We start from the raw sequence: 22,425 nt of genomic DNA, 5'->3' as shown, positions 1-22,425 counted from the left end.
GTTCAGGCCGATTCGAGGGCGAGGCGGCGCGCCGCGATGTCCGACAGGTCCGCCAGCAGGCTCTCGGCCGTGGCCCAGCGCCCCGCGCCGCGTCCCCGACAACGCACCACCGACCCATCCCGGGAAACCACTTTCAAGGCGTTGCCCTCTCCCTTCAGGTCCCCGAACAGGGGGTCCAGCGGCCCCGCCGTCAGACGGACCGAGGCGAACAGCTTGCCGTCTTTCCATTCGCAGCGACAGACCTGACGCGATCCGGCGGGCGGGAGCGACGCGGGGTGTAGAACATCGCGCGGGATGTCGGCCTCGTCGGGCATCTCGCCGAACGCCTCGAAGGCCAGCAGCCGCACCTTGGCGAGGGCGTCGAGGCCCTCAAGGTCCGCTGAAGGGTCCTCCTCGGCGAAGCCGGCGGCGCGGGCTTCCGTGAGCGCCTGGTCGAAGGGAGTCCCGTCGCCGAGACGATCCAGCATGAAGTTGACGGTGCCGTTCAGAACCGCCTCGAAGGCCGCGACCGGGCCTTGGGCGCGGACCTCGCGAACGGCTTCGACCATGGGCGCGCCACCCCCGACCGAGGCTGACCACAGGAGCCGTGCGCCATGGGCGTGGGCCAGCGCCAGAAGGCCGGCCGGGTCGAGGCTGACCGCCTGTTTGTTGGCGGTGGCCACGTCGGCTCCCCGCTCAAGCGCGGCCCGGATCACGGCGTGGCCCGCGCCGGCCTCGGACAGGGCCTCCAGCACGATATCGGGACGACGATCGAGCAAGGCCCCGGCATCCGTGACCAGCAGCGGGTCCAGACGGCCGGGCGCCGCGCCGGGCACGTCGCGGCTTCTGGCCACATCGCGGACCAGCACGCCGACGACCTCGACCCGCGGATCGACGAGCAGCCGGGCCAGGGCCCCGCCACCCACAACCCCGCAGCCGGCGACGGCTACCCGTAGCCGGCGGCGCGGCAGGGCGGCGCGCGGCGGCGCGCTGAGCGGGCCGACAACGGTGCGGTGGCCGTCCAGATAGTTGCGCACCTCGACCTTCAGGCCGCGGGCCTCGGCGAGGTCCAGCGCATCCGGCTGCACCAGGCCGCCGCCAAGCGCCTTGGCCTCGGCCCAGCTGGCGTGGTCGTAACGGCGGGCGTCGGGAAAGGCGTTGGGGTCGCGGTCGTAGAGGCCGTCGACATCTTTCACCAGCTGGACGCTGTCGAGCCCCAGTTCGGCGGCGAGGAACAGGGCGCTGAGGTCCGAACCGCCGCGGCCCAGCAGCACGACCAGGCCCTCCGGCGACAGGGCGCCGAAGCCGGGCACCACGACCACCTCGTGCTTCAGCAGCGCGCCTTCGAGAGCGGCGCGGTCAAGGGCCACCGGGCGGGCGTGCTCGCACGGGCCTTCCGCGACGAGGCCGAGGTCGCGCACCGACAGGGTGGAGGCGTTCAGGCCGACGCGGTCGCAGGCCAGCGCCACCAGGGCGGCGGCGCGCTCCTCACCCTGCACCACATAGGCGGGCAGAAGGGCGTTGTCGTGGGCGAGGCCGAGGGCGCGGGCCTCTCCCAGCAACCGGTCGGTTTCGCCGGCGAGGGCGGAGACGACGGCGACGACCCGGCGGCCCTTGCGGACCTCGGCGTAGATGTCGGAGGCGACCTTGGGCGCGTCGGCGGGATCGACCAGCACGGAGCTGCCGAACTTCATCACCACGACCGGCGAGGCGGCGGCGGGCGACGGTTTCTGGAGGGGGCGGTCGAGGAGGGCGAGACTGGCGGACATGGGAGGGGACTTTCGGAGAGGGGGAGGGAGAAAAGAAAAACCCCGCCTGGAGCTTTCCAGGCGGGGTTGGGTCTGTGCGTTCCTGAGCTTCGGTGCGCGCTAACCTGTCCCCGCCGGAGGCGTGGTGGTGGTCATACCGGTACCGATGATGGCGCGCAGGGCCGCGCCGCCGCGCGAGGCGGTCGAGGCGGAGGCGATGCGGGCGTCGAGACGGTTCACGGGAGACCTGCTCAGTTCGGTTCGGATCAAGGCTGACGGAAAAGACGTCGCTCCGTCAACCCATAAGGTTGAAAATTGCGGATGCGGCGGCGCATGCGTCTTTCGGAGCACGGTTTCACCTCTCAGGCCCAGTGCATCTGGACGCGGTGGGCGGCGGCCCAGTGGATCGCCCGGACGCCGTCGATGACCGCGTTGGTTGCGGCGCGGGTGCCCAGGGTTCCGCCGAGGTCGGCGGTGGTGGCGCCGGCCGACAGGACCGCCGCGACGGCGGCCTCGATCGAGCCAGCCTCGTCCTCGAGCCCCAGGCTGTGGCGCAGCAGCAGGGCGGCCGACAGGATGGTCCCGACGGGGTTGGCCTTGTCCTGGCCGGCGATGTCCGGGGCCGAGCCGTGGATCGGTTCGAACAGGCCGGGTCCGCCCGAGCCCAGCGAGGCCGAGGGCAGCAGACCGATCGAACCGCCCAGCACCGAGATTTCGTCCGACAGGATGTCGCCGAACATGTTCTCGGTCAGGATGACGTCGTATTCGCGGGGCTTGCGGATCAGATGCATGGCCATGGAGTCGACCAGGGCGTGCTCCAGTTCGATACGAGGGAACTCCTCGGCGTGGACGCGGGTCACCACCTCGCGCCACAGGCGGCTGGTTTCCATGACGTTGGCCTTGTCGACGGAGGTCACCTTGCCGCGCCGTTGCTGGGCGGTCTTGAAGGCGGCGCGGGCGATGCGTTCGATCTCCGGCGTGGTGTAGACGCACAGGTCGGTGGCGCGGTCGGCGGTGCGGGTCTTTTCCCCGAAATAGATGCCGCCGGTCAGTTCGCGGAACACGATCAGGTCGACGCCTTCGACGATCTCCTTCTTCAGCGGCGAACGGTGAGCCAGCACCGGCGAGACCTGCAGCGGGCGCAGGTTGGCGTACAGGCCCATGGCCTTGCGCAGGCCGAGCAGACCTTCTTCGGGCCGGCGTTTGCCGCCGTCCCACTTCGGTCCGCCGACGGCGCCCAGCAGCACCGCGTCGGCGCCCAGGCAGGCGCTGACCGTCTCCGGGGGCAGGGGATCGCCGGTCGCGTCGATGGCCGCGCCGCCGATCAGGTGTTCGTGGAAGCGGAAGCGCTGGCCGAAGAAGTCGCCGATGACGGTCAGGACAGCCTGGGCCGCGTGGGTGACTTCCGGGCCGACGCCGTCGCCGGGCAGGACAACGATGTCATAGGTCTTGGATGCGGGCATCACAGAGCTTCTTTCTGGCGTTCAAAGGCTTCGATGGCGGGCAGGCGGTTCTGGAGCCAGCCGAGGGTGTCGACCCCGTCCAGCAGGCACTGGCGCGCGAAGCGCTCGACCACGAAGGCGACGGGCGCGGCGTTGCCCCGCTGGATGGTCGAGGCCTCCAGATCGATGGTGACGGGCTGGTCGGCGTGGGCGGCGAGATCGTCCCAGGTCGCCTGGTCGACCACGACCGGCAGAAGGCCGTTCTTCAGCGCGTTGGAGGTGAAGATGTCGGCGATCCCGGTCGAGACGACGGCCCGGAAGCCGTAGTCCAGCAGAGCCCACGGAGCATGTTCCCGGGACGAACCGCAGGCGAAGTTGGAGCCCGCCAGCAGGATGCGCCTCTCGGCCGGATCGATCCGGTTCAGCACGGCCTCGGGTTTCGGCGATCCGTCGGCTTCATAGCGCCAGTCGTGGAAGGCGTGGGCGCCCAGTCCCTCACGCGTCGTGGTGGACAGGAAACGGCCGGGAATGATCTGGTCGGTGTCGATATTGGACTGCGACAGGACCACGGCCTTCGAAGTCAGGGTGCGGAGCGGCTCAGGCATTGTGGACTCCCGCAGGTTCGCGCGCGGCGCCCGTCTGCCTGAGGGCGGCCGCCTCCTCGAGGAAGGCGCGGGGGTCGGTCAGAACCCCCATGACCGCCGTCGCCGCCGCCGTCGCCGGGCTGGCCAGGATGGTCCGCGAGCCCGGACCTTGCCGGCCTTCGAAATTGCGGTTGGACGTGGAGACGGCCAGCTGTCCCGGCGCGACCATGTCGCCGTTCATGGCCAGGCACATCGAGCAGCCGGGAATCCGCCACTCGGCCCCCGCCTCGATGAACACCCGGTCCAGCCCTTCCGCCTCGGCGTCGCGGCGCACGGCCTCCGAGCCGGGGACGACCAGCATGCGCAGCCCCGGCTTGACCTTGCGGCCGCGCAGGACCTCGGCGGCCGAGCGCAGGTCGGGCAGGCGGCCATTGGTGCAACTGCCGATGAAGACCACGTCGACCGGGTGGCCGGTGGTCGCATCGCCGGGCGCGAAGCCCATGTAGGCGAGCGCCTTCTCGCCCGACGCGTCGCGCGGCGCGGGAACGGGGTCGCCGATGGCCGAGGCGGCGTCCGGCGTGGTGCCCCACGTGGCCATCGGTCGGATGGCCGAGCCGTCGATCTCCACCTCGGCGTCGAACACCGCGCCGTCGTCCGAGCGCAGGGACAGCCAATCCGCGGCGGCGCGGTCGAACGCCTCGCCCCGCGGCGCATGCTTGCGGCCCTTGAGCCAGGCGACGGTGCTGGCGTCGGGCGCGATCAGGCCGGCCCGGGCGCCGGCCTCGATCGACATGTTGCAGACGGTCATCCGTCCTTCCATGTCCAGCGACCGGATGGCCTCGCCGGCATATTCGATGACGAAACCGGTGCCCCCGCCGAAGCCCAGCCGGGCGATGATGACCAGGGCCACGTCCTTGCCCGAGACGCCGGGCTGCAGCTGTCCGGAGACCGTGACCCGCATCGTCCTGGGTTTGCGCTGGAGCAGGCACTGCGTCGCCAGCACATGGCCAACCTCGCTGGTGCCGATGCCGAAGGCGAGGGCGCCGAAGGCCCCGTGCGTGGCCGTGTGGCTGTCGCCGCAGACGATGGTCATGCCGGGTTGGGTCAGGCCCAGCTCGGGACCCATGACGTGCACCACGCCCCGGTCCTCGCTGTCCCAGCCGGCCAGCGACACGCCGTGGCGCCGGCAGTTCGCCTCCAGCGCCTCGACCTGCGCCTTCGAGGCGGAGGTATGGTAGGGGCGCTCGCCGCTGGCATCGGCGGGCAGGGTCGGGGTGGAGTGATCGAGGGTGGCGAAGGTCCGGTCCGGCCGACGGACCTTGAGCCCGCGGCTCTCGATCTCCGCGAAGGCCTGCGGGCTGGTGACCTCATGCACCAGATGCAGGTCGACGTAGAGGACCGCCGGAGTGTCCGGCGTCTCCGCCGCCACCACGTGGCGGCTCCAGACCTTGTCGAACAGGGTCTCAGGCATATTCCGGCTCCGCGCGGGCGGAGGTTGGCGCGGCGGCCGCGATCGGTTCCAGCCAGCCGTAGCGATCGGGCGTGCTCCCGTCGAACAGGCCCCGGAAGGCGGCGTTGACCGCCTTCGTCACCGGTCCCGGACCGGCGGCGCGGGTCGGGATGCCGTCGACCGAGCGCACCGGGGTGATTTCGGCCGCGGTGCCCGTCATGAAGATTTCGTCTGCGACGTACAGCGCCTCGCGCGGCAGGATCTGCTCGCGGGTCTCGTAGCCAAGTCCGCGCGCCAGCTTCAGCACACTGTCGCGGGTGATGCCCATCAGGATCGAGGCCGCGGCCGGCGGCGTGATGATCGCGCGGTCCTTGACGACGAACAGGTTCTCGCCCGCGCCTTCCGACAGCCGGCCGTCGGTGCCCAGGGCGATGCCTTCGCCGAAGCCGCCGACCCGGGCCTCGCGGCCGATCAGATAGCTCGACAGATAGTTGCCGCCCGCCTTGGCGCCCGAGGGTACGGTGTTCGGCGCGATCCGCGACCAGCTGGCGACGCAGGCGTCGACGCCCTTCTCCAGCGCTTCCTCGCCGAGGTAGGCGCCCCACGGGAAGGCGGCGATGGCCACGTCCACGTTCATGTTCTCCGGCGCCGGCGTCACTCCCATGCCGCACTGGCCCAGGAAGGCGATCGGGCGGATGTAGGCCGACTTCAGGCCGGTCGAGCGCACCACCTCCCGGCAGGCCTCGACCAGCTCGTCTTCCGTGTACGGAAGAACGAAGTGATACATGCGGGCACTGTCGAACAGGCGGCGCACATGGTCGGTCAGGCGGAAGCCGCACGGCCCCTTCGGCGTGTCATAGACGCGGATGCCCTCGAACACCGAGGTGCCGTAGTGGAGCGCGTGGCTCATCACATGGATCTTCGCGTCGGCCCAGGGCGTCAGTGCGCCATTGACCCAGATGTGCTCAGCCAGCGGCCGCATAGGCGTACTCCTGTTGGACGGTGGCGGCCGGACGCGAGGCCTCGATGATCGCCAGCAGTTCGTGATCGTTGATCTCGCCGATCTCGTCGGCGCGGCGCTTGAATCCGGCGAAGGCGTCGCTCAGATGCTGGCCGCTGACGGGACGGCCCAGGGCCTCGGCGCGTTTGGCCACCGCGTGACGGCCCGAGTGCTTGCCGAGTACGAAGAAGGACCCTTCGAAACCGACGTCCTGGGGCCGCATGATTTCGTAAGTCGAGGCGTCCGCCAGCATGCCGTGCTGATGGATGCCGGCTTCGTGGGCGAAGGCGTTGATGCCCACGATGGCCTTGTTGCGCACCACTGGCGTGTGGGTGATCTCGCTCAGCAGCCGACTGGCGCGCACCAGCTGGGTGGTGTCGACGGCAGTGTGCAGGCCGAAGCGATCCGCGCGGGTGCGCAGGGCCATGACCATTTCCTCAAGCGAGGCGTTGCCGGCGCGCTCGCCGATGCCGTTGATCGCGCCTTCGATCTGGCGGGCGCCGGCCTCGACCGCCGCCAGCGAATTGGCCACCGCCATGCCGAGGTCATCGTGGCAGTGGGCTGAGAAGACCACGTGCGGGAACCGCGCCCGGACCCGGGTGATCAGGGTGCGGAAAATGTCGCCGACCTCGCCCGGCGTGGCGTAGCCGACCGTGTCCGGGATGTTCAGCGTCGTGGCGCCCGCGGCGGCGGCGGCCTCGCACACCTCGGCCAGGAACTCCGGCTCGGTGCGGATGGCGTCCTCGGGGCTGAACTCGACATCCTCGAAGCGGGTGCGGGCGTAGGCCACGGAGCGTTCGGCGGCGGCCAGCACCTCGGCCTTGCTCATTCTCAGCTTGGCTGTCCGGTGGATCGGGCTGGTCCCGAGGAAGATGTGCACGCGGCGCTCGTCCGTACCCCGCAGGGAGCGCCACGCCGCGTCGATGTCGGCCTCGTTGGCCCGGGCCAGCGAACAGAAGACAGGGCCTTCAACTTCACCAACGACGCGGCGCACGCATTCCTCGTCCCCGGGCGAGGCGGCCGCGAAGCCGGCCTCGATGACGTCGACCTTCAGCGCGGCCAGCACCCCGGCCATCCGCACCTTGTCCGCGGGCCCCATCGAGAACCCCGGCGCCTGCTCTCCGTCCCGCAGGGTGGTGTCGAAGACGATTACCCGGTCCGGATCCGCCGCGATCGTCTGCTGGACCCGGGTCATGCCGCTACCTCGCGATGGAAGGCGGCCGGCGAGGACAGGCGGGTGACGCCGAACAGGCGGTCGATCTGGCAGCCCAGCGTCTCGATGCTGCGACCCTCGTCGCGTCCGCGCACGGCCATCTGGACACGGCGGCCGTGGCCCTCGTCGCTCAGGGTCATGCCGTCGATGTGGAACCCCCGGCGCTCAATGAGTCCGATCAGCCGCTGGAGCGAGCCGTCGGCGCGGTCGATATGCAGGTGCAGGGTGTCAGCGGTCATGGTCAGGCGCCTTCCATCATTTCGGCGTTGTTTTTTCCGGGCGGGACCAGCGGCCACACATTCTCCCGGGGATCGATGATCACGTGCGCGAGGCAGGGGCCGTCGGCGGCCAGCAGTCGGGCGATTCCCGCCTCGACCTCCTCGCGCCGGCTAATTCGGAAGGCCTCGACGCCGAACGCCTCGGCGACCTTCACGAAGTCCGGATTGTCGGACAGGTCGACCTCGGAATAGTTGCCGTCGAAGAACAGCTCCTGCCACTGGCGCACGAGGCCCAGCGAGCTGTTGTCCAGCAGCAGCACCTTCACCGCGACGCCGTAGCGCCGCAGGGTCGCCAGTTCCTGCACGTTCATCATGAAGCCGCCGTCGCCGGCGATGACGACCACCGTCGCGTCGGGATCGGCCAGCTTGGCGCCGATGCCGGCGGGCAGGCCGAAGCCCATCGCCCCCAGCCCGCCCGACGACAGGTGGGCCTCGGGACGCGAGAAACTGCAGTGCTGCGCCGCCCACATCTGGTGCTGGCCGACATCGCAAGCCGCGACGAAGGCGTCGCCCGCGGCCTCCGATATCGCCTTCAGCAGGGCGGGGGCATAGACGCCTTCGCCCGGGGCGTCATAGCGGAAGGCCGTGCCCGCGACCCGGCTGGCGCACTGGATTATCCACGGATCGATGGTCAGGCGAGCGCCGGCCAGGAGCGCCGTCAGCGCCTCGACCCCCGGAGCCAGTTCGCCGACGACGGCCACATTGGCGTCGCGCAGCTTGCCGACCTCCGAGGCGTCGACGTCGAAATGCACGACCCGGGCATGCGGGGCGAACTCGGCCAGCTTGCCGGTGGCGCGGTCGTCGAACCGGGCGCCGAAGACGATCAGCAGGTCGGCCTCCTGCACCGCCTCGTTGGCGGCGCGCGTGCCGTGCATGCCCAGCATGCCCTGGAAGCCCGGGGCCCCCGTGGGAATCGTACCCAGCGCGTTCAGCGTCGAGATCGAGGGGATGCCGGTCGCTTCGGCGAAGGCGCGGACCTGCGCGGTCGCGCGCCCGATCTTCACCCCGCCGCCGATGTAGATCAGCGGCCGCTCGGCGGCGCGGATAGCCCGCGCGGCGGCGGCGATCGCGTCGTGATCGACCGTCTGGACCGCGTTCGGATAGTGGAAGCCGAAGTCGTCGCTGGTCTGGCCGACCTGCACGTCCTTGGGCAGGTCGATCAGCACCGGTCCCGGACGGCCCGAGGCGGCGATGTGGAAGGCCTCCTCGACCGCGGCCGGGATGTCGGCGGGGTGCCGGACCAGGATCGAGTGCTTCACGATCGGCAGGGTGACGCCCAGGATGTCGATCTCCTGGAAGGCGTCCGTGCCCATGACTCCCTGGGCGACGTTGCCGGTGATGCAGACGATCGGCACCGAATCCATCATCGCATTGGCGATGCCGGTGATCAGATTGGTCGCCCCCGGTCCCGAGGTGGCCATGCACACGCCGACCCGCCCGCTTCGCCGCGCATAGGCGTCAGCGGCGAAGGCGGCGGCCTGTTCGTGCCGCACCAGGATGTGGCGCAGCGAAGATCCGGCCAGCGCGTCGTAGACCGGCATGATGGCGCCGCCCGGATAGCCGAACACAACCTCCACCCCCAGCCGTTCCAGAGTGGAGACGAGCAGGCGGGCGCCGCTGCGAGGCGCGGTGACCGGCGTGGGTTTCAGGGCGGCGGCGGCGTTCATGGCTCAGGCTGCTTCCGGTTTGGTCGCGTTCAGCCAGGCCATCCGCTCGCGCAGGCGGACGCCGACGGTCTCGATCGGCTGCTCGCTGTCGGCCTTGACCCAGGCGTCGTAGCGGGGCTTGCCCGCCTCGTTCTCGGCGATCCATTCGCGGGCGAACTGGCCTGACTGGATCTCGTCCAGGATGGTCTTCATCCGGGCGCGGGTTTCGTCGTTGATGACCCGCGGGCCGGACTTCACCGAGCCCCACTTGGCCGTCTCCGAGATGAACTCGTTCATCCTGGTGACGCCGCCCTCGTAGAACAGGTCCACGATCAGCTTCAGCTCGTGCATGCACTCGAAGTAGGCGATTTCGGGCTGGTAGCCGGCTTCGACCAGGGTGTTGAACCCGGACATGACCAGCTCCTTGGCGCCGCCGCACAGGACGGCCTGTTCGCCGAACAGGTCGGTCTCCGTCTCCTCGCGGAAGGTGGTCTCCAGCAGGCCGCCGGTGGCGCCGCCGATGCCCCGGGCGTAGCCCATGGCGCGGTCACGGGCCTTGCCGGTGGCGTCGCGCTCGACGGCGAACAGGGCGGGTACCCCGCGACCCCGGGCGTATTCGCGGCGGACCAGATCGCCCGGCCCTTTGGGCGCGACCAGGATGACGTCCATGTCCTCGCGGGGCTGGACCCGGCCATAGATGATCGAGAAGCCGTGGGCGAACAGGATGGCCGAGCCGGCCTTTGCGTTCGGCGCGATGATGTCACGGTACACGTCGGCCTGGGCCATGTCCGGGGTCAGGACGGCGATGATGTCGGCGCCCCGGACCGCGTCGGCCGGTTCGGCCGTCGGGACCCCGTCGGTGGTGGCGTTCCTCCAGCCCTTGCCGCCCTCGCGGACTCCGACGACCACGTCGAAGCCGGAGTCCTTCAGGTTCTGGGCATGGGCCCGGCCCTGCGAGCCGTAGCCGATGACGGCGATGCGCTGACCGGCGATGGCGCCGGGCCGGATGTCGTCGTTGGTGTAGATGGTGATGGGCATCAGGCGTTCTCTCGGGCGGTTTGGGCGGCGGTTCCGGCGGGACGCTGGACCGGGGGCGGGTTCGGGATGGTCACGGCGCCCTGCGCGGCCGAGGCCACGGACGCGCGGTATTTGGCGAAGACTCCGTGCGCCGGGCGGAGGCGTTGGGGCGTGAACTCCGCCCGGCGCTTCGCCAGATCGGCGTCAACGTCGATCCGGCGGTTGGTGACGTCGATGGCGATACGGTCGCCATCGCGAATGAGGGCGATCGGCCCGCCGGCCGCCGCTTCGGGCGACACATGTCCGGCGACGAAGCCGTAGCTCGCGCCGGAAAAGCGACCGTCGGTGATCAGGGCCACGTTGTGGACGCCGCGACCCTTCAGGGCAGCAGTGACCTGCAGCATCTCGCGCATGCCGGGGCCGCCCCGGGGGCCTTCGTAGCGGATGACGATGACGTCGCCTTCGCCGACCGAGCCGTCCTGTACGGCCTGGAAGGCGTCTTCCTCGCTGTCGAAGACGCAGGCCGGTCCCTCGAACCGGTCGACCGCGTGGCCGGTCAGCTTGATCACGGCCCCGTCGGGAGCCACGTCGCCGTAGATGACCGCATAGCTGCCGCGGTCCATGATCGGGGTGTCGAAGTCAGTGACGACCTGCTGGCCGGGGGTTTCCTCGGCCTTGCCGGCCTCGGCGAACAGGGTCTCGCCCGACACCGTCGGGGTGTTCACGATCTTGCCGGCCTCGGCCATGCGTTTTGTGACCAGGCGCGTGCCGCCGGCGGCGTACAGGTGGCTGGCCAGGAAGCGCCCGCCCGGCTTCAGGTCGCAGATGACCGGCGCCTCGACGCAGGCCTGATGGCAGTCCTCGACCCCGAAGGGGACGCCGGCCTCGACCGCGATTGCGGTCAGGTGCATCACCGCATTGGTCGATCCGCCCGAGGCCGAGACGGCGACGGCGGCGTTCTTCAGGCTGGCCCGGGTGATGTATTTGCGCGCCGTGTCGCCGGCGTGGACGCGCTCGACGATCAGACGGCCGCAACGCTCGCCCTCGGCGGCCTTGGCGGGGTCGACGGCGGGCACGTCGTTGGCGCCCATCGGCGACAGGCCCATCACCGTCAGGGCCATCGCCATGGTGTTGGCGGTGAACTGGCCCCCGCAGGCGCCGGCGCCGGGACAGACGGCGCTCTCGACCGCCTTCAGGCCGGCGTCGTCCAGCGCCCCGGCGGCGTGGGCGCCGATGGCCTCGAAGATGTCCTGCACCGAGACGTCGCGGCTGCCGATGGTCCCCGGCAGGATGGTGCCGCCGTAATAGACCAGGCCCGGGATATCCATGCGCGCCAGCGCCATGGCGGCGGCCGGGATGGTCTTGTCGCAGCCGACGATGCAGACGACGCCGTCCAGCTGGTGGCCCTCAACGGCCAGTTCGATCGAGTCGGCGACGACCTCGCGGCTGATCAGCGAGGCCTTCATGCCCGGCGTGCCCATCGAGATGCCGTCGGTGACCACGATGGTGTTGAAATCGACCGGATATCCTCCCGCCGCGACGATCCCGGCGCGCACGTCCCGGGCCAGCCGGTCGAGATGCATGTTGCACGGGGTGACCGAGGACCAGGTGTTGACCACCGCGATCATCGGCTTGTCGAAATCGGCGTCCTGCATGCCGGCCGCGCGCAGATAGCTGCGCGCGGCGGCGCGGCTGGGACCGGCCGTCACGGCGCGGCTGCGCGCGTTCGGCGCGGGCCTGTCTTTCGGGGTGAAATTTTGCGTCATTGCGAAGTGTCGGTTCCGGAAAGATCCGGACCGCGCGCAACAAAAAACCCGCTTCCTGTTGGGAGCGGGTGGCTGCGGGCGATCCTGAGGTGAGATTAGGTCAGGTCACTAGCGTCCACGCCGCTCCGGTAAGGAGGACGAGAAGTACCGCAAGAATCGCAATGCTGTTGATCGTCAGGCCGACGTCCGGCCGCGCGAAGGCCGCCGCGGAAGCGGCGCTCGTGCGCGGGAAGGAACGGGTGTTGGCGGTCACTGGGAGCCTCTTGGGGAGAAGCCCATAGAAACATCGTTTGACGCGTCGCACAATGGGTTTGGTGAAAAAATGCATGGTTTGGCCCATCGCCCCGAAATCACGCACTATTTTTCCGCCACTCCGAAGCTGGCGATATAGCCGTCGACGTCAGCCGGATCGAACCGTCGTCCGTCGAAGAAGTCGAACGCCGGCGAGGCGGCCGGGCCGACGCCCAGCGCCCGCTGGTACAGGTCCGGGCGGAACAGGCCGGCGGCCGCCGCCTGGGCCTCAGGGCCCGCCGGAACCATGCCCCAGCGGACCAGCTGGGCGTAGATCCACAGCCCGTGCTCGGGGGACGGAGCGTTGGCGCCCGCGCGATGCAGGATCAGGAAGTCCGGCGCCTCGACCGCCGGGGTTCCGCGCTGGAGGATCAGGCGGCCTTCCAGCGCCGGCAGGATGCGCTCCGGCGCCAGGCCGAGGTGGTCGGGATGGGCCAGCATCCGGGCGAGGACCGCGTGATTGGCCGGGTCGTCGCACCAGACGGCGGCGCGGTCGAGCGCCCGGATCAGGCGGTCCTGGGTCTCCGGATGGGCCTCGGCCCAGTCGGCGCGAACGGCAAGGACCTTTTCGACGCCACGGCGCCAGAGATTGACCCCAAGGGCGGCGATCTCGCCCAGGCCTTCGGCGACAGCCAGGCTGCCCCAGGGCTCGCCGGCCATGAAGCCGTCGACTTCTCCGGCCCGCAGCGCCTCGACCATCAGCGACGGAGGCAGGACCCGCAGGGTCATGTCGCGGTCCGGATCGACCCCCGCCGTCGCCAGCCAGTAGCGCAGCATCAGGGCGTGGCTCGAAAAGCGGTGAACCACGCCGATGACCGGCTTGCGCCGGTGCAGGCCGATGGCCGAGGCGAAATCATGCGCCGTGGCGACCGGATCCTCGACGCGATTGCGGGGCGCGGGATCCAGCGCCGCGGCGAAATCGGGGGCCAGGGTCAGGGCGTTGCCGTTCGCGCCCAGCCGGAAGGGCGCCAGGATCCGCGCCGGCTGCTGGCTGAGGCCGAGGGTCACGGCGACGGCGAGCGGGGCCAGCATGTGGGCCGCCTGCACCTGACCGTAGACCAGCCGGTCGCGCACTGTCGCCCAGGAGGTGTCGCGCACAAGGGTCAGGTCGAGGCCCTCGTCCTCGGCGAAGCCGCCCATCTTCGCCGCCACCAGGATGGCGCTGTCGGTGAGAGGCAGGAAGGCGACGGAAAGCGGGATCACCGGGCGCCTCCTTGGGGCGGGTCGAGCATTGCGTGGGCGGTGATCAGGGCTTCGGCGACCTCCACCAGCTTGCGCCCCTGGTTCATCGCCGTCGACCTCAACAGCGCATAGGCGTCGGGTTCCGACAGGCCGCGTCCCTGCATCAGGATGGCCTTGGCCCGGTCGATGATCTTGCGGTCGGCCAGGGCGGACCGGGCCTCGTCGCGTTCGGCCCGGATCGCCGAGAAGGCGTTGAACCGCCGGATGGCGAGCTCGAGGATCGGCTTGACCCGCTCCTTGCGCAGGCCGTCCACGACATAGGCCGAGACGCCGGCGTCGATGGCCGCCCCGATCATCGCCTCGTCGGACCGATCGACGAACATGGCGATGGGGCGGGCGAGGGCGCGGCTGACGGCCAGCATCTCCTCAAGCGCGTCGCGGCTCGGATCGCCGAGATCCATCAGCACGATGTCGGGAGCCATGCGCTCGAGCCGGGCGACGAAGGCGCCGTGCGGCGCGACGACCTCGATATCGTCATAGCCCGCCTCGACCAGTCCATCCTTCAGGATGCTGGCGCGCAGTCCACTGTCATCGACGATCGCGATACGCATGTCAGCCGTCGGCCAGGCCAGGGACGACGATGACGACGACCCCCGCGGCTTCAAGGACGGCCTTCTGGCGTCGTCCTGCCTCGCCCGGATCGCCGGCGTGCAGGCGGACCACCCGGCATCCGGAGGCCGCCTCGCGGATCATCAGGGCCGCGGCCTCGACCTCGGAGGTCGCGCCGGCGGGGCCGAGCGAAACCCGCGACGCATCGCGCCGCGCCCGGGCCAGAATCGCCTCGCCGACGGCGTTGTCATGGATCAGCAGGTCCGCGTCCTGCAGGATGGCGAGGGCCTTGAGGGTCAGCAGCTCCGGGTCGCCGGGGCCGGCGCCGACGATGGCCACCGACCCGGCGCCGGGCTCCGACGCCGCGAGTTCGCGCAGGATTTCGCGGCGAGCCTCGTCGAGACGCCCGGCCGCGGTCAGATCCGCCGCGGCGCCGCGAAACGCCCGTTCCCAGAACCGGCGGCGGGCGAGGAAGTCGGGGATCGAGGCCTTGACCGTGTCGCGCAACTCGCCGGCCAGACTCGCCAGAACGCCCACGGAGGCGGGCACGACGGCCTCGATCCGGGCGCGGAGGTCGCGGGCGAGGATCGGGGCGGCGCCGCCGGTGGCGATGCCGACCACCACCTGGTCGCGGTCGATCAGGGCAGGGGTGTGGAAGTCGCTCAGCGCCGGCCGGTCGACGACATTGACCAAGGCTCCCGCGCTCCGCGCCTCGCTGGCGAGGCGCGCGGCCTCGGCCTCGTCCTCCACGGCGATGAACACCAGGCGGGCCCCGGCGAAGTCGGCCGGACCGGGCGTGCGGCGCTCGGGCGCGGGGGCGGAGCGGGGCACGGCTTCGGCCGCCGGCGCCTCGCCCGGGGCGAACCAGACCAGCGTCGCCCGCGTGGTCAGGAACAGGCGCAGCTTGGCCAGGGCGGGCTCGCCGACGCCGACGACCACCACCCGGGCGGGGTCCATCGGCAGGGCGGCGAGGAAGACACGCATGGGCGGCGGGCTCCTGGGAGGGCGCGAAAAAAGCGGGCGCGCGATGATGGGCGCAAAATCCGGACGACGGGAAGGGGTTTTTTGTTGCAGTGCAATATTTAGGCTTGCCGATCCGCCGGGAACGAGGCACCGTTCGGGGGTCGGGCAAGGTCGCCCGCGCAAATATCGTCCGGTCGCCCGCTGTCGGGAGGTCGGGCCATCGCACCTTTCGGGGTGATCGATGATTGGCAAGGCCGCCATGCAGGCGCTGGGAAACCAGCGTCCGCATGGCGGCCTTTTTCGTTTCTGGAGCGACGCGATGGACGGTTCCGCAGAAGTCACCAATCGGCCGGCGGGCCGTCTTCCGGGCCGCGAGCGCGCCCTCTGGCCGACGGTCGCCGCCGCGACCTGTCTGGCCGCCCTGACAAGCCCGGTCCTCGCCCAGACGGCTCCGGCGGCGGCGTCCGAGGGCGTCGTCTTCAAGCCGCTGCTCGACACCCGGCTGCGATACGAGGCCGTTGACCGCGACGCGCCGCTCACCGACGCCCGGGCCGCGACCCTGCGCGTCCGCCCCGGCGTCGAGATATCAAGGCGGTCCTGGTCGGTGCTTGCGGAAGGGGAGGCGACGGTCGCCCTGCGCGACGACTACAATGACACCATCCCGACCAACGGCGTCGAGCCCTTCGCCAATGTGGCCGATCCCGAGACCTTCGAGCTGAACCGGCTGCAGGTTCGCTATGCCACCGCGCCCCTGACCGTGACGGTCGGGCGCCAGAAGATAATCCTCGACGATCAGCGCTTCGTCGGCGCGTCGGGCTGGCGCCAGAACGAACAGACGTTCGACGCGGTCCGGGCCGAGGGCCGCCTCGGGGGCCTGAAGCTCGATCTGGCCTACAGCTCTTCGCAACGCACCATCCTCGGCTCGGATGCGGGACCCCGGCGCGCCTGGTCCGGCGACTTCGTCCTTCTCGGCGCCGGCGGAACCGCGGGACCCGTCACCATCAAGGGCTTCGCCTATCTGCTCGACTTCGACGACCCGCTGCAGGCGATGAACTCGAGCGACACCTGGGGTGTCCGCGTCAACGGCGCCGTTCCCGTGCCCGGCCTGGAGCCCGTCTCCCTGACAGCCAGCTATGCGCGCCAGACCGACGCCGGGACAAACCCTTCGGACTATGCGGCGGACTATGTCCTGCTCGAAGCGGCGACCACCGTGGCCGGGTTCAGGCTCACCGCCGGCCTTGAAGATCTGGGGTCGGATCAGGGGCGCGGTCTGCAGACGCCACTGGCGACCCTGCACAAGTTCAACGGCTGGGCCGATGTGTTCCTGACCACACCGCCCGAGGGCCTGCGCGACCTGTCATTGACCCTCGCCCGGCCGCTTCCGGGCGTGAAAGCCTTGCCCGGGCTGGCGACAAGCCTGGCCTTCCACGACTTCGACAGTTCCGGCGGCGACCGCGGCTATGGCCGGGAATGGGACGCCCTGGTCAGCTTCAAGCCGGGCCCGTTCACGGTCACGGTCAAATACGCCGACTATGACGCCGACGGTTTCCAGGTCGATGTCCGCAAGACCTGGGTCCAGCTGGAGTGGGCCTTGCAGCCCTAGAGGCCGAGCAGGGGGCCCACCAACTGGATGGCCGCCAACAGCAGGATCAGTACGCCGATCAGCCATGCGAAGGGCTGTACCGGGAGGGCCCGGGCGATATGGGCGGCCAGCGGCGCGGCGACGACGCCCCCGGCGATCAGGCCCGCCACCGAGGTCCCGTATTGCCTCAGGTCATCGAGGTCCCGCCAATGGCCGGTCACAAGGGCGACGATGAAGGTGGTCGAGACCGCGGCCGCGACGACGGCCTCGGCGGCGTTGCCGGATCCCACGGCCTGGCGTGGCGGCTCGCCCACGCTGACCAGGGTGGTCGTCACCGTCGGGCCCCAGCCGCCGCCGCCCAGGGCGTCGAGAAAGCCGCCGACCAGGCCGAGGGGGGCGGCGCCTCTGATGGGAACGTGTCGAAGCCGGATTTCCCGGGTGGACCGCACGAGGATGATCAGCCCCATCAGCGCGAGCCACCCCAGCACCCAGGGCTTGATCTGGTCGCCGTCCACCGATGTCAGGAAGACGCCGCCGATCACCCCGCCGATGACGCCGCCGACAGCCAGCGGCCAGAACAGCGACCAGCGGACATTGCCCTGGGCGAGATGGGACAGGCCTGACGCCGTTCCGGTGAACACCTTGGCGGCATGGACGCTGGCCGAGGCCACGGCCGGCGGCGTGCCGAGGCTGAGCAGCAGGGTCGAGGAGATTACGCCGAAAGCCATGCCCAGCGCCCCGTCGACGATCTGGGCGGCGAAACCGACGGCGGCGAACAACAGGAAATCCTGCATTCAGGCGATCGCCCGACCGGGCGTCAACCAGTCCGGCGTCGGCAGGCCGCGCGCCGACAGATACTCCACATTGAACAACCGCGAGGCGTAGCGGATGCCCGGATCGCACAGCAGGGTGACGATGGTCTTGCCGGGGCCGAGTTCGCGGGCGAGCCGCGCGGCGCCGACGAGGTTGACGCCGCTCGATCCGCCGAGGGACAGACCTTCCTCCCGGATCAGGTCGAAGAGAACCGGCAGGAACTCCGCGTCCTCGATCCGGTAGGCGTGGTCGGGCGTGAAGCCTTCGAGGTTCCCGGTGATCCGGGCCACCCCGATACCCTCGGTGATCGAGGACCCTTCGGACTTCATCTCGCCGCGGGTGAACCAGCTATGGAGCGAGGCGCCGGCCGGGTCGGCGAGGGCGACCTGTATTCCGGGATTGCGTTCCTTGAGGAAACTCCCGACCCCCGCCAGGGTGCCGCCGGATCCAACGACGCTGACGAAACCGTCGATACGGCCGTCCGTCTGCTCCCATATCTCCGGGCCGGTCCCTTCGTAGTGGGAAAGGCGGTTGGAGATGTTGTCGAACTGATTGGCCCAGAAGGCGCCGTTGGGGAGTTCGGCGTCGAGTTCGCGCGCCAGACGGGCCGAGTGATGGACGAAATGGCTGGGGCTGGAGAAGGGCGCCGCATCCACCTCGACCAGCCGGGCGCCCAGCGCCCGCAAGGCCAGCTTCTTTTCCTCCGACTGGGTGCGCGGCATGACGATAACGGCCGGGTGACCCAGCGCGGCGCCGACCAGACTCAGTCCTATCCCGGTGTTGCCGGCGGTGCCCTCGACGATAGTCCCGCCCGGGCGCAGTTCGCCGGAGGCCCGGGCCCGCTGAACGATGGACAGGGCGGCCCGGTCCTTGATCGATTGGCCGGGGTTCAGGAACTCCGCCTTGCCGAGAATCTCACACCCGGTCGCGTCCGACAGGCGGTTCAACCGCAGAAGCGGGGTCTGACCGATCAGGTCGATAATGGAACGACGGAACGCCAAGGTGATGTATCCGGGAAACGAGAACTGGAAAAAGTCAGCCGACAGCAAGCGCGCGGCGACCCAGATGTATACCGCATTCGGTCTTGGCGGCGCCCGACCAACGGCCGAGACGGGCATCTTCGCCCACCTCCACGGCCTCGGTACAGGGCCAGCAACCGATCGACCGATAGCCCTGGGCGGTGAGGGGATGCCTCGGCAGGTCCTCGGCGTCGAACCAGGCCTGGAGCCGCTCTTCCGACCAGTCATGCAGCGGATTGACCCGGATGCGGCCCTCGAAGAGCTCGAACGGACGCAGGCCCAGCCGGTCCGGGGTCTGATGTTCCTTGCGGCCGGTGATCACCGCGTCGATGCCGGCCAGCGCCCGCTCGAGCGGCCGCACCTTGCGAAGGTCGCAGCAGGCGTCGGGGTCGGCCCGCCACAGGTCGTCGCGTGGGTCGAGGTCGGCGCGCTCACCCGCATCGGGCGTCACCAGCCGGACGTCGGTCAGGCCCAGCCGCTCGGACAGCGCCTTGCGGTAGGCCAGGGTCTGCAGAAAATGCATGCCGGTGTCGAGGAAGACCACCGGGGTGGACGGGTCGATCCGCGCGACCAGCGACAGCAACACCGCCGCCTCCGCGCCGAACGACGACAAGACCGCCGGCTTCAACCCGAGCGCGGGGTCCAGCGCCGCCCGCAGAATATCCTCGGCGTCGCCGCCGCGCGTTTCGCGGTTCAGCCGATCGACGATCGCCTCGGGTTTCCGCGCCAATTCACGCCGCCGCCAGATCGGCGCCGCGCGGTCCTCGACGGGTTGGTAGGTCGCGCTGAACGCCGCATCCATCCGCCTCCAGGCGTTGACATCAGCCCCGGCGCCCAGGACCACGCCGTCGAAGCCGGAGCGGCGCAGGTGACGGGCCTGATCGGGAATGACGCGTCCATCCGCGATCAGCCGACCGCGATAGCCGCGCTCGCGCAGAACCGCCGCGAGGGAGAACCCCCGTCCATCGCGAAAGGCGTCGAATTCCAGAATCAGCACCCCGGCGTCGCGTGCGGCTGTCTCGACCTCGTCCAGCGGGGTGGTCACGGGCAGCCGCACGCCCTCGGGAGCCCTCTCAAGCCACTGCATCGACTGCCCCATAGATGGCGTCCCGGAACGGATCGGCGCCGAGGCGGCGGACGGCATCCAGGAAGGTTTCGCCGTCGCGCCGGACCTCCAGATACCGATCCAGAGCCCGTCCGACCGCCGGCGCGACTTCGTCAGCGGCCAGGCTCCGGCCGACGATCTCGCCAAGGGCGGCCGTCTCATCGGCCGAACCGCCGACAGTGATCTGGTAGTATTCCTCGCCCTTCCGGTCGACGCCCAGCACGCCGATGTGGCCGACATGGTGGTGACCGCAGGCGTTGATGCAGCCGCTCATATTGACCCGGATCGGGCCCAGCCGTTCCTGATAGTCGAGGTCGGCCAGCCGCTCGGACAGGGCCTGGGCCACCGGGATCGACCGGGCGTTGGCCAGGCTGCAGTAGTCCAGTCCGGGGCAGGCGATGATGTCGGTGACCAGATCCGCGTTCGGGGTGGCCAGACCGGCTTCGGCCAGCCGCCGCCAGATCTCCGGCGTGTCGTCGAGCCGGACGTGGGGCAGAACCAGGTTCTGCTCATAGGACGCCCTGACCTCGTCGAAGGAAAAGCGCTCGGCGAGGTCCGCGACCAGGTCCATCTGGGCGGCCGTAATGTCGCCCGGAACGCCTCCGACCGGCTTCAGCGAGACGATGACGGTCGCATAGCCCGGCTGGCGATGGCGCCGGACGTTGTTGCGCGCGAAACGGGCGAAGTCCGGATCCGCCAGGGACGCCCGGTCGAAGGCCCCGCTGGTCCTCGGCAAGTCCGCGAAGGCCGGCGGCGCGAAATAGGCGCGGATGCGGGCGACCTCGTCGTCCGGAACCCGCAGGTCCTCGCGCCGCAGGGTGGCGAAGTGGCGGTCGACTTCCTCGCGGAAGGCGTCGATGCCGAGCGAGGCCACGAGGATCTTGATCCGCGCCTTGTGGATGTTGTCGCGGCGGCCCAGCAGGTTCCAGGCGCGCAGGATGGCGGTGAGATAGGCCAGCAGATCCCGCCCCGGCACCGCCGGCGCGATCTCCTGCGCGATATGGGGAATCCGTCCCTGACCGCCGCCGACGAAGACCCGGAAGGCCGCCTCTCCATCCTCGCCCCGGATCAGCTGCAGGCCGACGTCGTGCGTGCGCATGGCGGCCCGGTCCTTCGGAGCCGCGATCACCGCGATCTTGAACTTGCGCGGCAGGAAGGAGAATTCGGGATGGATGGTCGACCACTGGCGCAGGATTTCGCACCACGGCCGGGGATCCTCGATCTCGTCGTCCGCGCAACCGGCGAAGACGTCGGTGGTCACATTGCGGATGCAGTTGCCCGAAGTCTGGATGGCGTGCATCTCGACTTCGGCCAGCTCCTCCAGGATGGCCGGGACGTCGCTGAGCGCCGGCCAGTTGTACTGGATGTTGGTGCGGGTCGTGAAATGGCCGTAGCCCTTGTCGTAGACGCGCGCGATGTGGGCGAGGCGGCGCAGCTGCCGGCTGTTCATGGTCCCGTAGGGCACCGCGACGCGCAGCATGTAGGCGTGCAGTTGCAGATAGACGCCGTTCATCAGCCGCAGCGGCTTGAACTCGTCCTCGGTCAGGCCTCCCGATACCCGGCGTGAGACCTGGTCCCGGAATTCCTCGATCCGCTCGCGGACCACGGCCGTGTCGAATTCGTCGTACCGGTACATCAGGGATGCCCCAGGCTGTGGCCGACGGTGGGGCCCCTGGAGCGGATCAGCTCCTTGAACCGGTCGCGGCCCGAGGGACGATCGCCGTCGACCTCGACGAGGTACGGGTTGACGAAGATGGCGGGGTCCCGGGCCGCCCGCGACAGGGCGGCGTCGGCGGCCTCGCCGTCGAAACGGCCGGCCCGATCGAGGGCCTCGACGGGCTCTCCTGACGGGCCGGCGTAGATCACCCGGCCGTCGGAGAGGCGGTTTGCGGTGACGATCTTCACGCCGCAGCCTCCTGAACCACCGCCTGCGACTGCGCCCATGCCGCGACTTCGCCGACGATCAGCAGCGCCGGGCTGACGACCTTCTCGCGGGCGATCAGACGGGCCAGGCCGTCCAGCCGTCCGGTCACGATACGCTGGTCGGGACGGGAGCCGTTCTCGATTACGGCGACCGGAGTGTCGGCCGCCCGGCCGCCCTCGAGCAGACCGGCCTGCACCGCGGCCGCTCCGGCCACGCCCATGTAGATGGCCAGCGTGTGGTTGGCGGCCGAGAGCGATGCCCAGTCGGGACCCGTGCCGCCGGCCCGGGTCTCGGCGGTGACGAAGGTGACAGCCTGGGCCTGGTCGCGATGGGTCAGCGGAATGCCCGCGGCCGCCGCGCAGCCCAGCGCCGCGGTGATGCCGGGAACCACGTCGACCTCGATCCCGGCGGCCCGCACGGCCTCCAGTTCCTCGCCGCCCCGGCCGAACACGAACGGATCGCCGCCCTTCAGGCGCACCACCCGGCGCCCGGCCCGGGCCTCGGCGACCATCAGCGCCGCGATCTCCTCCTGCGGGACGGAGTGCTCGCCTCTCCGCTTGCCGACGTAGATCCGGCGGGCTTCGGCGCGGGCGCGGTCCAGAACGGCGGTCGGGGCCAGCCGGTCATGGATGACGACATCGGCCTCCTGCAGGGCCCGCAGCGCCTTGAGCGTCAGCAGTTCGGGATCGCCCGGGCCCGCGCCGACCAGAGACACGACGCCCGGTTCGGGTCGGTTCAGCAGGCGCAGCATCGCGCTCGCCCCGGTCGAGGCGGACGGCGAGGGGATGGCGGCGGGAAAGGCGGGCATCGGATC

General features: G+C 70.3%; 21 protein-coding genes. 1 reads left to right on the top strand and 20 read right to left on the bottom strand.

Annotated elements, in window-relative coordinates:
• Positions 1-2: 2 nt before the first annotated feature.
• From VEB62_RS09530 to VEB62_RS09465, 14 genes are all read right to left on the bottom strand, one after another.
• A complete protein-coding gene (locus VEB62_RS09530) occupies positions 3-1,748 on the bottom strand; it encodes an amino acid kinase family protein (protein WP_324798556.1) in 1,746 nt (581 codons plus the stop codon).
• Positions 1,749-2,089: 341 nt separating this feature from the next.
• A complete protein-coding gene (leuB, locus tag VEB62_RS09525; protein WP_324798554.1) occupies positions 2,090-3,190 on the bottom strand; it encodes a 3-isopropylmalate dehydrogenase in 1,101 nt (366 codons plus the stop codon).
• Complete coding sequence (leuD, locus tag VEB62_RS09520) at positions 3,190-3,774, bottom strand: 3-isopropylmalate dehydratase small subunit (protein WP_324798551.1); 585 nt, start codon at positions 3,772-3,774, stop codon at positions 3,190-3,192. The genes leuB and leuD overlap by 1 nt, the downstream gene beginning before the upstream one ends.
• On the bottom strand, positions 3,767-5,224 hold the full coding sequence (leuC, locus tag VEB62_RS09515; protein WP_324798548.1) for a 3-isopropylmalate dehydratase large subunit: 1,458 nt from the start codon (positions 5,222-5,224) through the stop codon (positions 3,767-3,769). The genes leuD and leuC overlap by 8 nt, the downstream gene beginning before the upstream one ends.
• On the bottom strand, positions 5,217-6,185 hold the full coding sequence (locus tag VEB62_RS09510; protein ID WP_324798546.1) for a branched-chain amino acid transaminase: 969 nt from the start codon (positions 6,183-6,185) through the stop codon (positions 5,217-5,219). Before VEB62_RS09510 ends, leuC begins: the two co-directional genes overlap by 8 nt.
• Positions 6,169-7,398, bottom strand: coding sequence for a 2-isopropylmalate synthase (locus VEB62_RS09505; RefSeq protein ID WP_324798544.1), 1,230 nt, complete (start codon positions 7,396-7,398; stop codon positions 6,169-6,171). The genes VEB62_RS09510 and VEB62_RS09505 overlap by 17 nt, the downstream gene beginning before the upstream one ends.
• Complete coding sequence (locus tag VEB62_RS09500) at positions 7,395-7,655, bottom strand: ACT domain-containing protein (RefSeq protein WP_324798541.1); 261 nt, start codon at positions 7,653-7,655, stop codon at positions 7,395-7,397. Before VEB62_RS09500 ends, VEB62_RS09505 begins: the two co-directional genes overlap by 4 nt.
• A gap of 2 nt (positions 7,656-7,657) precedes the next feature.
• On the bottom strand, positions 7,658-9,361 hold the full coding sequence (ilvG, locus tag VEB62_RS09495) for an acetolactate synthase 2 catalytic subunit (protein ID WP_324798538.1): 1,704 nt from the start codon (positions 9,359-9,361) through the stop codon (positions 7,658-7,660).
• Between the two features lie 3 nt (positions 9,362-9,364).
• Complete coding sequence (ilvC, locus tag VEB62_RS09490; RefSeq protein WP_524536811.1) at positions 9,365-10,372, bottom strand: ketol-acid reductoisomerase; 1,008 nt, start codon at positions 10,370-10,372, stop codon at positions 9,365-9,367.
• A 5-nt stretch (positions 10,373-10,377) separates the two neighbouring features.
• On the bottom strand, positions 10,378-12,123 hold the full coding sequence (ilvD, locus tag VEB62_RS09485) for a dihydroxy-acid dehydratase (protein ID WP_324798533.1): 1,746 nt from the start codon (positions 12,121-12,123) through the stop codon (positions 10,378-10,380).
• A 100-nt stretch (positions 12,124-12,223) separates the two neighbouring features.
• Positions 12,224-12,376 (bottom strand): hypothetical protein, encoded by a 153-nt coding sequence (locus tag VEB62_RS09480; protein ID WP_324798530.1) that lies wholly within the window; start codon positions 12,374-12,376, stop codon positions 12,224-12,226.
• Positions 12,377-12,480: 104 nt separating this feature from the next.
• Entirely contained in the window at positions 12,481-13,617 is a 1,137-nt protein-coding gene (locus tag VEB62_RS09475) for a CmpA/NrtA family ABC transporter substrate-binding protein (RefSeq protein WP_324798527.1), read from the bottom strand.
• On the bottom strand, positions 13,614-14,207 hold the full coding sequence (locus VEB62_RS09470) for an ANTAR domain-containing response regulator (RefSeq protein WP_324798525.1): 594 nt from the start codon (positions 14,205-14,207) through the stop codon (positions 13,614-13,616). The genes VEB62_RS09475 and VEB62_RS09470 overlap by 4 nt, the downstream gene beginning before the upstream one ends.
• 1 nt (position 14,208) lies before the next feature.
• Entirely contained in the window at positions 14,209-15,189 is a 981-nt protein-coding gene (locus tag VEB62_RS09465) for a siroheme synthase domain-containing protein (protein ID WP_324798522.1), read from the bottom strand.
• A 298-nt stretch (positions 15,190-15,487) separates the two neighbouring features.
• On the opposite strand from VEB62_RS09465, the gene VEB62_RS09460 reads away from it, so the two are divergent.
• Entirely contained in the window at positions 15,488-16,771 is a 1,284-nt protein-coding gene (locus tag VEB62_RS09460; protein WP_324798519.1) for an alginate export family protein, read from the top strand.
• Here VEB62_RS09460 and VEB62_RS09455 read toward each other — a convergent pair.
• Genes VEB62_RS09455 through cobA form a run of 6 tightly spaced genes read right to left on the bottom strand, consistent with a single transcriptional unit; the run spans position 16,768 to position 22,419 of the window.
• Positions 16,768-17,544 carry a sulfite exporter TauE/SafE family protein gene (locus VEB62_RS09455; protein WP_324798517.1) on the bottom strand — a complete coding sequence of 259 codons (777 nt, stop codon included), beginning with the start codon at positions 17,542-17,544 and terminating at the stop codon, positions 16,768-16,770. The two genes, VEB62_RS09460 and VEB62_RS09455, sit on opposite strands and share 4 nt — an antisense overlap.
• Positions 17,545-18,564 carry a cysteine synthase A gene (locus tag VEB62_RS09450; RefSeq protein ID WP_324798515.1) on the bottom strand — a complete coding sequence of 340 codons (1,020 nt, stop codon included), beginning with the start codon at positions 18,562-18,564 and terminating at the stop codon, positions 17,545-17,547.
• Between the two features lie 34 nt (positions 18,565-18,598).
• Positions 18,599-19,669, bottom strand: coding sequence for a phosphoadenylyl-sulfate reductase (locus VEB62_RS09445; RefSeq protein WP_324798513.1), 1,071 nt, complete (start codon positions 19,667-19,669; stop codon positions 18,599-18,601).
• Positions 19,656-21,323 (bottom strand): nitrite/sulfite reductase, encoded by a 1,668-nt coding sequence (locus tag VEB62_RS09440; protein WP_324798511.1) that lies wholly within the window; start codon positions 21,321-21,323, stop codon positions 19,656-19,658. The genes VEB62_RS09445 and VEB62_RS09440 overlap by 14 nt, the downstream gene beginning before the upstream one ends.
• Positions 21,323-21,592 carry a DUF2849 domain-containing protein gene (locus VEB62_RS09435; protein WP_324798509.1) on the bottom strand — a complete coding sequence of 90 codons (270 nt, stop codon included), beginning with the start codon at positions 21,590-21,592 and terminating at the stop codon, positions 21,323-21,325. Before VEB62_RS09435 ends, VEB62_RS09440 begins: the two co-directional genes overlap by 1 nt.
• Positions 21,589-22,419 carry a uroporphyrinogen-III C-methyltransferase gene (cobA, locus tag VEB62_RS09430; protein WP_324798506.1) on the bottom strand — a complete coding sequence of 277 codons (831 nt, stop codon included), beginning with the start codon at positions 22,417-22,419 and terminating at the stop codon, positions 21,589-21,591. The genes VEB62_RS09435 and cobA overlap by 4 nt, the downstream gene beginning before the upstream one ends.
• Between the last annotated feature and the right edge of the window lie 6 nt (positions 22,420-22,425).

It is taken from the genome of Brevundimonas sp., assembly GCF_035626975.1.
Classification (GTDB): Bacteria; Pseudomonadota; Alphaproteobacteria; order Caulobacterales; family Caulobacteraceae; genus Brevundimonas.
This window is presented reverse-complemented; position numbering and strand designations above follow the sequence as displayed.